This window comes from Enterococcus sp. AZ091 (assembly GCF_051714805.1).
GTDB lineage: Bacteria > Bacillota > Bacilli > Lactobacillales > Enterococcaceae > Enterococcus_D > Enterococcus_D gallinarum.
In genome coordinates this window covers 98,007-109,824 of record NZ_JBIOSO010000001.1, presented here as the reverse complement: position 1 = coordinate 109,824, position 11,818 = coordinate 98,007, and the positions used below count along the sequence as shown (strand labels likewise).

The following is an 11,818-nucleotide window of genomic DNA, read 5'->3' as shown; positions in this document are numbered from 1 at the left end:
ATTATGGCTAAAAATAAAGATGGATGGTTTTTCAAAAAGAAGCTAATTGATGAAATCAATAGTGTACCAGATGAGATGATCTATGGAGATGAATCGGTCAAAGCTAAGGAAAAAGATTCTTTTGTTTTAGAAGCTAACAAGAATCCTGAGAAACCCAACGAATCGCAAAGTACGGAACCTGTAAAAGAAATGATGGAAGAAGTTGACAAACAGACGCTAGAAGGAGAAAAAAGAACGGAGGAAATGAAAGAAGTAAAAGAGGAGGGCTTGAAAGAAAGCGTGGAAGCTACAGATATAAGTACAAAGGATAATTTGGGCCAAGTTGATTCATTGCTTAGCACGAATCAAAAACTAGAAAGGCAAGTCACCGAGTTGATGCTAGCGGTCCAACGATCAGAGAAAGAGAAACAAACACTACGAGAAGAAAAAGAAGCAATTATCCTTAAACTGCAAGAAGTAGAGAATGCCTACGAACAGCAAGTGAAAAAGAATGATACATTGTTGAAACAACCACTAGAAAAGATTACAGAGCTCACGGAGCAAAATGAGCAATTGAAAAAAGATGTGCAGTACGCACAACAAGAAATCGGGGAAGTGTTGCTGACGGCCAAAAAACAAGCAAGCCGCATTCTAGAAGAAGCACAAATGGAAGCTGATCATTTGATCCGGACAGCTAATCTTGAATTGGAAAGTATCAGCAATAAAGCACACAAGATCTCAATTGAAGTAGAGGAATCGAAGGATACTGTTACCTCTTTGTACATGGAGCTGCAAAACAAAGTAAGACAGCTACAGCAAGAAATCGGACGTTAGAAGGGCTTTGAGGCTAAATCTTATCAGGATCGATCAGAAGATCCACTATAGGAAAAACAGAGGAAAGTCGAAGCAAAGACTGTCTTTTGTATAAAGTTTTAGGAAACAAGACACGATCAATCACCGGAAACGATAACATACAGCAAGAGCAACAAAATATAACAGGGGACGAGAAATAGAGTCAACCATGACTTTGTTTCGGGAACAGGCAAATAGGGAACGTCTCCCCTCAAATTAATGGAGGAAATGAAATGCTGCGTCAAACATTTAAGATTAATACGATGGAGGATTACCTTGCGTATTTCGTCAATAAAGTCAATGAGCCAATATTTTCCACTAGTTTGCCGATCGTCAAAGAACGTATCTTGGAAATCTGCAGAGAACTAGAAGAAGAAATTGACGGTATCAACAAAGAAAATTTTTTTCAGCGCTGGGCGACCATCAATAGCCTGGAATCTCAAATATGGATTTTGCTAGAATTGAGCGAAGTGACAGCCAAGAAAGGAAAGACTGTCTTTACGGAAGAAGAAGTCGTCATTACAGCTAAAGAGGATTGTCGAAGCTATTTCAAAGAAAAATGTGGGATGACACTTTTAGATGAGACGCCTCATTCATTGCATTTCTCTATTGATTGATAAGAAGTGCAAAGGAAGTCAGCTGCTTGAGAAGCATCGCTTGAACACGTGAAGTGACCGTAACGATTATTCGGCCGATTAAGAAAAGATCACAATATAGTAAGCTCTGTTTGGATGGAAGCATCGAAACAGGTAGGAAGTCGTCATTCAACTTAACAACAGGTCAAAAAATTCGTTTGTCTTGTGAGAAATCAGCAGACTTAGAATTTTTTGCAGCCTTTATATTATGGTGTATGAGCGGTTTTAGTGAACTTCAAAAAAGCAGTACAAAACTTTTGTCCCCCAACAAGAAAAGTTTTTGCTGTTTTTTTATTTTAAAAAGCAAAGCATATAAATTGTATTGCATAAAACAAGATGATATATTGTTTAACTTATCAATAATAAGGAGGCTTTATTGTGCTAGATTCTTTTTTTAGAGGACAGGATCGGTTAGTGCAAAATTTTTTCGTATTCTATTATCGTTCGTATCAGGACACTTACACATATAAAGAGTTGGTTGATGAATTGAATATTTCTTACCCTGTCTTGAATAATGTTTTGGAACAGGTGGAAGATATTCAAAGGGAATATCCGGAATTTATGATCAAGCGGGACAACAAAGAAATCCAAGTAGTTTTTTCGGAAAGGTTTCTGCTAAATAAAATTCGGGTCAACTTAACCAAAGCTACGTTACTTTATACTATTTGGGATGCGATTTTTTATCAAAAATTCAAGTCACTAGAAGCCTTTAGTCAGAGTCAGTATGTCAGTGGTCGTACCGTGCAACGTCAGATTGGTACTTTTGCCCCGATTCTAGATCAGTATAAGTTGGAACTTAATCTAAAAAAGAGTGAATATCTTGTGGGTGAAGAATATCGAATTCGCTATTTCTTCCATAGTTTTTACTGGCATGTGTATGATGAGATCGAAAGCAACCGCCCCCCGATTGTTGAAAAAAGCGTCACTGAAGTCTATCAAAAGTTAACCAACTATTTCCCATTTCTGAGACATGCAGCGAAAGAACGTTTTATTAATCTTTTAGCTGTTTGTGTGACTAGAATCAAGCAAGGCTATGAGATACAAGAAATACCGGAAAGTGTCAGAAAATTTTATAATCCCTTTATGGACAAGGGGACCTTTGACAATGAGATTCTACTTCCTTTTTTTGAAATGAATTTGATCTTTCCAAAAGACTTGCCAGATGAAGAACTGATCTACCTCTATTACATGTTCACAGTTGGCCAAAGCTATTCGCAAGAATCATTGCAGCGGCTACGCCTACAATCACCGATGTATATGAATGATTATCGGAAATTGATTAAAGATTGGATTTCATTGATCGAACAACAAATCCACTTTTCCTTTGGCCAGAATGAACGTAAGCTGCTTTTTATCAATGCTACTTATATTTTTTCTTTCTTATTAACGTTTGGTTTGGGAAATAAAATCGATTCGTTTGGAGATTACATTACGTTGTCAGAAATCGAAAGACAGTATCATTATTGGTTTACGGTATTGGAAAAAATTTCTTGCGACTTAGAGTCAGAAAATAAAGTCTGGTACGAAACGTTAAATTCTAATTCCTTCAAATACTATGCTTCTCAGATTCTGTATTACATTCTCTCCGATTACGATGCACCTGTCAGAGTGGCTGTTGAGTCAAAAAGCCGTGGGATAGAAGAAGAAATCCAAAAACAAAAGTTGGTACGGATGAGTCCACGACCAATCAATATCGTAGGCATCAGAGAAAATCCGGATGTGATCATTTCTGATTACGCTATTGATCTGTCCAAGTATTTTGTAAAAGAGATCCCGTATCTTTTTCAGTGGGGAGAAAAACAGTACTTGCCGGATTGGATTCGCGTGATCACATTTATCGATAAGATCAGAGATGAAAAGTATTATCGTTTATTAGAAGAGAACTAGCTTATTGCTGCACTACAAAAATTCGTAGAATAGCGTTAGCTAGCAGAAAACAAGGTGATCAAATTATAGTACAAGGAAAGATTCATTTTTGAGAAACTGCAGCAAAGATAGAACGATCAAGTCATCCGAGCCGGAATCGTGGACAGAGTCTAAAATATCGGTTACAGGCTTACTGAGTGGCTCGCGCTATCAACAAAAGTGGATCTTTCTTTTTTATTTTCAACCTTAGACTAGATAAGCATCATTTCCATTGTTTCGCGCGGGAATGTGCTATACTAGATGCTTGTAATCGCACCAAGAACCGGTGCTTGAAAGAAGGAGCATAAGAAATGAAAAATTTAAAAGTTCAAGACCTGATTGCTGTCGGGATATATACAGCTATTTATTTTTTATTGATGAGTTTTTGTCTGCTGATTTTACGGTTTGTTATTCCAGGATTTCATAATTTATTCATTCCAGCCGTTACAGCACTTTTTTCTGGGGTCATTTATCTATTGATGTTGAATAAAGTACCAAAGTTTGGCGCGATCACCATCATGGGCAGTGTGGTAGGTCTCTTTTTTTTGATTTCAGGTCACTTTCCGTTAGCCTTTATGCCGAATATTTTATGTGCAGTACTGGCAGATACGATTCAGTATAAAAGCAAGTGGAAAGGAAGTCTCAAGACAACTATTAGTTATACCGTATTTAGCTTTGGTTTAATGGGTCCCATCTTACCATTGTGGTTCATGAAAAATGCGTATATTGATTCGCTAGTTGCTCGTGGAAAAGACCAAAGCTATATTGCAGGGGTCTTTGCTCATACTTCCACAGCGATGCTGGTGATTTGCGGGCTCGCTGTACTGGTTGCTTCGATTGTCGGGATAGGCCTCGGTGCTCGACTATATCAAAAACATTTCCAACCAACGTTGCATCAAACAAACGGGTGATCGATGTGACTAGGCTCTCACTTGACCCCAGATGCAAATTATTTGTGACATTCTTTGCAAGTGTCACATTGATGATTTCATTGACGTGGACAAAAGAGTTGATTGTGATCAGCTTTTTGTTTATCTTGTTTCTACTTAGCGGTTTCTGGCGAAAGGGATTGTTGTTTTTCGGGCTGTTTCTATTATTGTCTTTGGTAGAAGGTTTTTTTGCAGGGCAAAACAATTCAATAGTAACCACCCTGCTGGATTTCTTTTCCGTAGGGTATCGCCGATTGTTACCGACGATCATGGCAGCCGTATTTGCGATGAGTGGGACGAAAATCAGTGAATGGTTAGCTGCTTTGCAAAAAATCCGCATTCCCTCGTTTTTGCTGGTACCGCTGGCCGTACTGTTTCGATTTTTTCCAACATTGTTGCAAGATGTCAAAAGTATTCGCCAAGCGATGCGCTTTCGCGGAATTGCTTTGAACGGCTGGTCCTATGTAAGACATCCTCTACAGACGGTGGAGTATTTTTTGATTCCTTTATTGATGTCTGCAGAAAATACTGCCACAGAATTGTCAGCGACCGCGTTAGTAAGAGGCCTGTCGGCTAAAAATCCTCATACCTCGGTTTATACACTGCGGTTGAAACTTGCTGATTATGTAGTGTTTGGTACTGTGTTACTACTTATTTTTTTGTTTGTAAGGATGTGAAGGAATGATCACCATCGAAAAACTATCTCTTAAACGGAGCACTCAGCAGGTATTGAAAGATGTCTCTTGTCAGATTTTTGCTGGTGAAGTCGTCGTGTTATGCGGCCAAAGCGGTAGCGGTAAGTCAACCTTGTTGAATGTTCTCAATGGTTTGATTCCTGAACTATATCCAGCAGAAATGACGGGGGTTGTTCAAGTGGCAGGGGATTCTTTGCCGACGGAAGACTTTCCCGCCTACGCCAGAAAAATCGGTGTTGTTTTTCAAAATCCCAAAACACAATTTTTTACAACAGATGTTTATTCTGAACTGGCGTTTACAATGGAAAATGCAGGGGTAGAGCCAGTAGAAATACGAAAACGGATCAAAGAAGTGGCAGAACAATTTTCTTTGTCAGAATTGTTGGATGCAAGTGTTTTCGAACTATCTGGTGGCGAGAAGCAGCGAGTAGCAATCGCTTGTGCAACGATGCTTTCTCATGATCTCTTTTTGTTCGATGAACCTTCCAGTAATCTTGATGAAGAAGCACTACAAAAAATTGCCGCAGCGATCCGTCTTTTGAAAGAGCAAGGGAAGACGATCGTCATTGCAGAGCACCGATTGTCCTACTTGACGGGGATTGCGGATCGTTACTTATTACTAGCAGAAGGGCGCTTGGTCACAGAGTATACCAGTGAAGCATTGCTTTCTCATACCCCGCAACAGATTCACAATCTCGGATTAAGGCGGATCAACGAGCCGCAGTTCGAGTTGGCAATCAACGAAACAGAGGGAGCGAGTTTCTCAGCTGATCTGATTGCGACGAATCTCCAAGTCACTTATCGACGCCAACAGCAACCAGCTCTTGATATTGCGAAACTTGTTGTGCCTACGCGACAAGTCGTGGGTTTGATTGGCCCGAACGGTGCTGGCAAGTCGACATTGTTTCAAGTGTTCGCTGGCTTAAAAAAATGTTCAGCAGCTCAATTTTGGCTGCATGGTCAACCAATCAATCAAAAGCAGTTATTGCGAGAAAGTTTTCTGGTTATGCAAGATGTGAACCTGCAGCTTTTTTTTGAATCTGTCGAAAAAGAATTGTTGGCAAAAGCTGCCAGACCGGAACGTTTTGAACAAGTCGTGACTTTGTTGGAACTAGAGCATTTACTGCGCAGACATCCACAATCTTTGTCCGGTGGCGAAAAGCAGCGAGTCGCGATCGGCAGTGCATTGCTTTCAGGTAAACGCTTGTTGTTTTTCGATGAACCGACTAGCGGATTAGACCTGAAACAAATGGAAGAGGTCGGAAATCTGCTGCAGGAAGTTGCCAAAGAAGTCGATCTGTTAGCCGTGATCAGTCATGATAAAGAGTTTTTGGATGAAACCTGCCCTTACGTGATCCAACTCGAACAGGGAAAGTTAGTTGATACCTATCAGTTAGCGACAAATGGGGGATAAAAGAAAAGCGGAGTGAGCATTGGTTCACTCCGTTTTTGTCTGAACATGAAAAAATCTTCATGATTTTTTTCTTTCAATCCGTTAGGAAGTTTTTACAAAATCCGTTATGATAGAAGCAAAAATAGGAGGAGAGCAGATGGCCTTGAGAATCTTGATAGTGGAAGACGAAGAAAGTTTAGCCAGTTTTATCCAGACTGAGTTGACTTTTGAGGGGTACGACACGGTATGGGCCAAAGATGGCCAAGAGGCATTGACCTTGTTCAATCAGCAAACTGATCTGTTTGATCTGATTTTGTTGGATTGGATGCTGCCAATCTATGATGGCATCACGGTGGCGCGGCGAATTCGCAAAGAAAGCGATATTCCGATTTTGATGATGACAGCCAGAAATCAAACTGCCGATATCGTGACTGGTCTTGACGTTGGCCTAGATGATTATTTAACGAAGCCCTTTGAAATCGAAGAACTGTTTGCCCGGATTCGCGTGATTGAGCGACGGTTGCAGCGGGAAGCCCAACAGCAAAAGAACCAACAAAATCAGTTGGTGGCAGGCGAGTTGATGATGGACATCGCCAAACACTTGGTCCAGGTTGCCGGAGAGACCATTGAATTGACTCCTAAAGAGTTTGGAATCTTATATGAGTTGATGAAAGAACCAGAAGTAGTCAAAACCAGAGATGAGCTATTGAATGAGATTTGGGGGTATGAATACGATGGTCAAACAAATGTGGTAGATGTTTATATTCGCACCCTTCGCAACAAGCTGGATGTCTGCGGTAAAGGGAAAATGATCGCAACTGTTCGGGGATTAGGCTATGTGTTGAGGACCGCCCATGAAGAATAAGTTCGCCAACCCACGCAGAAAAACTGCCCAGTTTCAATTAACGAGCCGCTTTTCTTTGATTCTATTTGGTCTGTTGATTCTCTTCAATGTATTGTTTATCTTGTTATCCGTAGGGTATTTGTTTGAACATATCGAAAATCGTGCGAGCAATATTCTTGAGGCTATCGAAAACGGGGAGGCTTCAGGGGATGACTGGAATGATCTAGTCAATGCCTATGTTTCGGCAGATGAAGAAGATGCCTTGCAAGTGATCTTAGCTGATGGCAGTGTCATTTTATCGGAAGATGCAGCAGAGATTTTTGCCGAGATCAATCAAGGACGGATCATCCCATTTTTGGAGGGCATCGTCTTTACAGATGATGGTATCTATTATACGAAAACCCAAGAAATCGATAGGGATCAGGTGAAGATCGCCATCAATGGTGAGGACAGTGTGGAATTAGCCTATGGTCTCTTTATGATCAGCAGTTTCTTGAACCTGATCGCTGTAGTCGTTGGCAGTATATTGATTTATTGGAGCGTTGGGAAATGGAGCCGGAAATTAACAGGGATGGCGCAAGAAATTGCTGAAATCGAACAAAGCCAAAAAGGCGAATTGACGATTGTTGAAGAACCAATCGAGATTCGTTCTGTGGCGTTGGCTTTCAATAAACTACTGAAAGAACAGCGTGAGACGATCGCGCGAGAAAAACGGTTTGTTGCCGATGCTTCTCATGAGCTGCGGACACCTTTAGCCGCGATTCGCGGACATGTCCAATTGATCCAGCGGCGTGGAACCAAACACCCAGAAGTCATTCCTTCTTCACTGGCCTTTATCGATAAAGAATCGAAGCGTTTGGAAACATTGAGTAATCAACTGCTGGATTTGGAAAAAAACCAAACCCAAGAAATAAGCCTCGTTGATGTCTCGCAGATCGTGCGAGAAGAATGTGAAAAACAAGCAACGATCGTTCCGCAATCGATTGAATATTTTGTGGAAAACCAGTGTAGGAAGCAAGGGCACAAACGTGACTTCCAACAGATCATCCAAAATCTTTTAGAAAATGCAGCGAAGTATTCACCAGCAGATCAGCCCATTCATGTGAGACTGACACAAGATCAAACGCACTTGTCTCTAACCGTTGCCGACTTTGGTATTGGGATCCCCAATGATAAGAAAGCGTTGATTTTTGAGCGTTTCTATCGAGTGGAAGATTCTCGTTCCAGTCAAATTTCCGGTTCAGGAATCGGATTATCACTGGTAAAGCAGCTGGCCAACAAGTATCATGCTGAAATTACCGTCACGGATAATCAGCCGCAAGGTAGTGTCTTTAAAATTGATTTCCCAAGTGAAAGAGAAAGATGAAGATTTTTTTAGATTTTCTTCAAGCATTTTTGATTCTTTTTTCTGAAGGACTTGTTATTCTAAATATATAGAAAAAAGGAATAGACAATTAATTGGAGGAATGAAACATGAAAAAAACAACAATTTTGTTCGGAATCGCTGCCCTAGGATTATTGGCAGGATGTACACAAAATAACACTGGAAATTCTGAACCTGCACAAAACAGCAGTTCAAGCTCAGCAGTCGCATCATCAAGTGAAACAACTTCTTCGCAAGCTGTGGACAGATCTTCAAGCAGTGCAGCCATCGCAAATGGCGGTTTGCCCACAGTGACAGTAGAAGAAGCCGTCCAAGTGTTCCAAAACAAATATCCAGATGCAGCAATCACATCGCTTGACTTGGATACTTCTTTTGGTAAGTACTTCTATCAAGTTGAAGGCGTAGACGACACGAATGAATTTGAACTAAAGATCGATGCAGAAACAAAAGAAACTTCTGAAGAAAGAACCGAAAAACTAGATGCGGACGAACAAAACGGCGTCAAAAAAGAAGCCGATCAATTGGATCTGACCAACTTGCTTTCATTGAAAGAGATTTCCGATAGTGCTGTGAAAGAAGCTGGCGGTGGACAAGCAACAGATTGGGATCTTGATAAAGAAATGAATGTGACTTATTGGGAAGTCAAAGTTGAAGACGGCAACAAAAAAACAAATGTTAAAATCAATGCGCAAACAGGAGAAATTTTAGAAACTGAACAAGACGACTAGCAAAAGCGATAAGCAATAAAAAAAGCAAGGCAGCGAATAATGAAACTTACGCCAGTAAGCGTTCTTTCGCTGTCTTGCTTTTTATTGATTTGGCTTTACTTCTGTGAGCGGTTTGACTCGTCCGCCTATTTTTGCTGCAAAGGCTTCCGACTGCTTCCGATCTTCAAAAATCCACAACTTGTCCGGTATTTTTTCACGAGTGCGACGACCATCTTTGCCAATGTAACCATGCAAGACTTTAACAACATACATTGTCATCATCCTCCCATAAAAATTACCTTTGATTATACAAAAAAGTGCTCTAAATGCAATTAATCTGTCTCGAGATTAATTTTTCGAGGCAGCCGATAATGTCGCATAATCTGAAAATACTTGATGGATCTCAGGAAAGCTGCGCTTCAAATGGACTAGGCGATAGGTCTCTTTACTCAAAAAACAATGTTTGGAAGCGCCAGTTGTGACTAACTGATTGTTGTCAGTTCTATAAATCTCATAACGAAAATCAAGTCGAGTACCGGTGTAATGATCGACGAGCACATCGATGCGTACTTGATCCTCATAACGGATCATTTCCTTGTATTGTGCATTGACTTCAAGAACGGGAACAATCAAACCCGCTTCTTCGATTTTATGGTATGGCAATTGTAAAAAGGCGAGCATATCTACTCGTGCTTCTTCGAACCAACGGATGTAATTTGCATGGTGAATGATTGCCATCTGATCAGTTTCATAGTAATGAGGTTGGCGGATATAGCCGGAATATAAGGACATCAGGGTTGCTCCTTTTCATAACTGTTTTCATCAGCATAATACAAAACAAGAGAAATGCAAAGTGCCTTCTCTTGTTTCGGGACTATTTAAATTCAGCAAACAGGTGATCAATCGCTTGATAATCGGTTGCGGATAAATGGATATCCAATGCCTGCGCGTTGTCAGCAACTTGATTGGCTTGTTTTGCACCTGGAATAACTGCTGCAACTGCAGGATTTTTCATGTACCAAGCCAACACAAGTTGGGGGATCGTTGCATCATAAGAGGCAGCGATTGGTCGCAATTGGTCGACAGCCGACACGATTTTTTTAAAGCGATCACCTTGAAAGTCCGGCTTTTTACTACGGATATCGTCGTTTGAAAAGGTCGTTTCTTGTGTGTACTTTCCAGTCAACAACCCGGATGCTAGTGGAAAGTACGGAACAAAACTGATTGAATGTTCAGCTAAATAAGGGAAAAGTTCTGATTCAGCTTGGCGATGGATCAAACTGTACTCATCTTCCACAACATCGACGTATCCTTCGGCATTGGCTTCTTTTAATTGTTCAAGTGTGAAGTTGGAGACACCGATCGCACGGATTTTGCCAGCTTCTTTCAGTTGATGCAATGCGCGTATCGCTTCTTCTTTAGGGGTGGTTTCATCTGGAAAATGAATATAAAATATGTCCAGATAGTTGGTTTTTAAGCGTGTTAAAGCTTCTTCAACGGCTTGGGTCAGGAATTCCGGCGAATTATCTTTTTTGTTTGGTTCTTCTGGTCGATGAGCTGCTTTAGTGGCAATGATGACTTGATTGCGATCGAACGCTTCTTCTTGTAAGACATCACCGATCAGTTCTTCTGATCGACCTTCACCGTAAATATAGGCAGTATCAATCAAATTGATCCCATTGCGCAGCGCCGTCCGCACAATTTCCTTGCCTTCTTCTTCATCTAAATTTGGAAATAAATTGTGGCCGCCGATGGCATTTGCACCTAGGCCAAGGGAGCGTACATAGACTTGTGATTTGCCGATTTGAACATCTGTCATAAAGCAATTCCTCCTTCTAATCTCTTCTTTTAGTGTAAAGGAAAAACTTGAAAAACGATATTCATAAGTATTGAAAAAGCCTATGAAACAGCTTGACATTTCCAAAGGATTCTTGTAGTTTATAGATAATATCAAAAATCTGTGAAAGATCGAGTACGTCATTTTGGACCTTCAAAGAGAAAACTGCCATGGCTGCAAGCAGTTTAGGACAAATGCCGGAAAGACAATCTGGAGATGAACAGAAGAAAAGCTGTTCCGTGAACGAGCGTTAATCGAAAGGAGAATGAAAGTTCTCGAATTTTAGGTGGTACCGCGTGTAATAACTCGCCCTTGTGTAGAAAACAAGGGCGAGTTTTTTGCTGTGAATCACTGCGACTGACCTGCGAAGCAGGGCAGAGCAGATGATGAACAGTAGTAGGCGACCGGAGGGAGAGTAGTCACCGCTTTTCGAATCATTGCGATTGACCTGCGAAGCAGGGCAGAGCAGATGATGAACAGTAGTAGGCGACCGAAGGGAGAGTAGTCACCGCTTTTCGAATCACTGCGACTGGTCGAAGACCATGCAAGTCCTTCTTAGCGACAGCTTAGAAGCGACTGTAGGGTAACGCAGAGTAGACGAGCAGATGATGAACAGAAAATCGTTTCCCACAATGGATCAAATCAGTACAGTTGTAAT

General features: G+C 40.9%; 12 protein-coding genes and 1 other annotated feature. Of the genes, 9 read left to right on the top strand and 3 right to left on the bottom strand.

The genetic code is table 11. The features are described 5' to 3' along the window. Positions 1-3: 3 nt before the first annotated feature. The 9 genes from IGJ28_RS00525 to IGJ28_RS00485 all read left to right on the top strand — a co-directional run bounded on the left by IGJ28_RS00525 (position 4) and on the right by IGJ28_RS00485 (position 9,344). Positions 4-813, top strand: coding sequence for a hypothetical protein (locus IGJ28_RS00525; protein WP_208774608.1), 810 nt, complete (start codon positions 4-6; stop codon positions 811-813). Between the two features lie 251 nt (positions 814-1,064). Continuing rightward, on the top strand, positions 1,065-1,448 hold the full coding sequence (locus IGJ28_RS00520) for a DUF7006 family protein (protein ID WP_252712326.1): 384 nt from the start codon (positions 1,065-1,067) through the stop codon (positions 1,446-1,448). A 396-nt stretch (positions 1,449-1,844) separates the two neighbouring features. Beyond that, a complete protein-coding gene (locus tag IGJ28_RS00515; RefSeq protein ID WP_438845079.1) occupies positions 1,845-3,353 on the top strand; it encodes a helix-turn-helix domain-containing protein in 1,509 nt (502 codons plus the stop codon). Between the two features lie 329 nt (positions 3,354-3,682). Further along, positions 3,683-4,282: an MptD family putative ECF transporter S component gene (locus tag IGJ28_RS00510; protein ID WP_060813040.1), complete on the top strand. Its 600-nt coding sequence runs from the start codon at positions 3,683-3,685 to the stop codon at positions 4,280-4,282. Continuing rightward, positions 4,279-4,977, top strand: coding sequence for an energy-coupling factor transporter transmembrane component T (locus IGJ28_RS00505; RefSeq protein ID WP_167757181.1), 699 nt, complete (start codon positions 4,279-4,281; stop codon positions 4,975-4,977). The genes IGJ28_RS00510 and IGJ28_RS00505 overlap by 4 nt, the downstream gene beginning before the upstream one ends. Before the next feature lie 4 nt (positions 4,978-4,981). Next, on the top strand, positions 4,982-6,409 hold the full coding sequence (locus IGJ28_RS00500; RefSeq protein ID WP_438845078.1) for an ABC transporter ATP-binding protein: 1,428 nt from the start codon (positions 4,982-4,984) through the stop codon (positions 6,407-6,409). Between the two features lie 136 nt (positions 6,410-6,545). Further along, entirely contained in the window at positions 6,546-7,253 is a 708-nt protein-coding gene (locus IGJ28_RS00495) for a response regulator transcription factor (protein WP_252712324.1), read from the top strand. Further along, positions 7,243-8,598 carry a sensor histidine kinase gene (locus IGJ28_RS00490; protein WP_003128670.1) on the top strand — a complete coding sequence of 452 codons (1,356 nt, stop codon included), beginning with the start codon at positions 7,243-7,245 and terminating at the stop codon, positions 8,596-8,598. The genes IGJ28_RS00495 and IGJ28_RS00490 overlap by 11 nt, the downstream gene beginning before the upstream one ends. Before the next feature lie 107 nt (positions 8,599-8,705). Beyond that, the gene (locus tag IGJ28_RS00485) at positions 8,706-9,344 is read left to right on the top strand and encodes a PepSY domain-containing protein (RefSeq protein ID WP_252712323.1); all 639 of its coding nucleotides are present in this window, start codon (positions 8,706-8,708) and stop codon (positions 9,342-9,344) included. 81 nt (positions 9,345-9,425) lie between these two features. Here IGJ28_RS00485 and IGJ28_RS00480 read toward each other — a convergent pair whose 3' ends face one another. The 3 genes from IGJ28_RS00480 to IGJ28_RS00470 form a co-directional block, all read right to left on the bottom strand. Then, complete coding sequence (locus IGJ28_RS00480) at positions 9,426-9,596, bottom strand: hypothetical protein (RefSeq protein ID WP_005472698.1); 171 nt, start codon at positions 9,594-9,596, stop codon at positions 9,426-9,428. A gap of 75 nt (positions 9,597-9,671) precedes the next feature. Further along, a complete protein-coding gene (locus IGJ28_RS00475) occupies positions 9,672-10,115 on the bottom strand; it encodes an acyl-CoA thioesterase (protein WP_003128673.1) in 444 nt (147 codons plus the stop codon). Between the two features lie 82 nt (positions 10,116-10,197). Then, positions 10,198-11,142 carry an aldo/keto reductase gene (locus IGJ28_RS00470; protein WP_252712322.1) on the bottom strand — a complete coding sequence of 315 codons (945 nt, stop codon included), beginning with the start codon at positions 11,140-11,142 and terminating at the stop codon, positions 10,198-10,200. A gap of 132 nt (positions 11,143-11,274) precedes the next feature. After that, positions 11,275-11,477 (top strand) — a binding site (T-box leader). Positions 11,478-11,818: the final 341 nt, after the last annotated feature.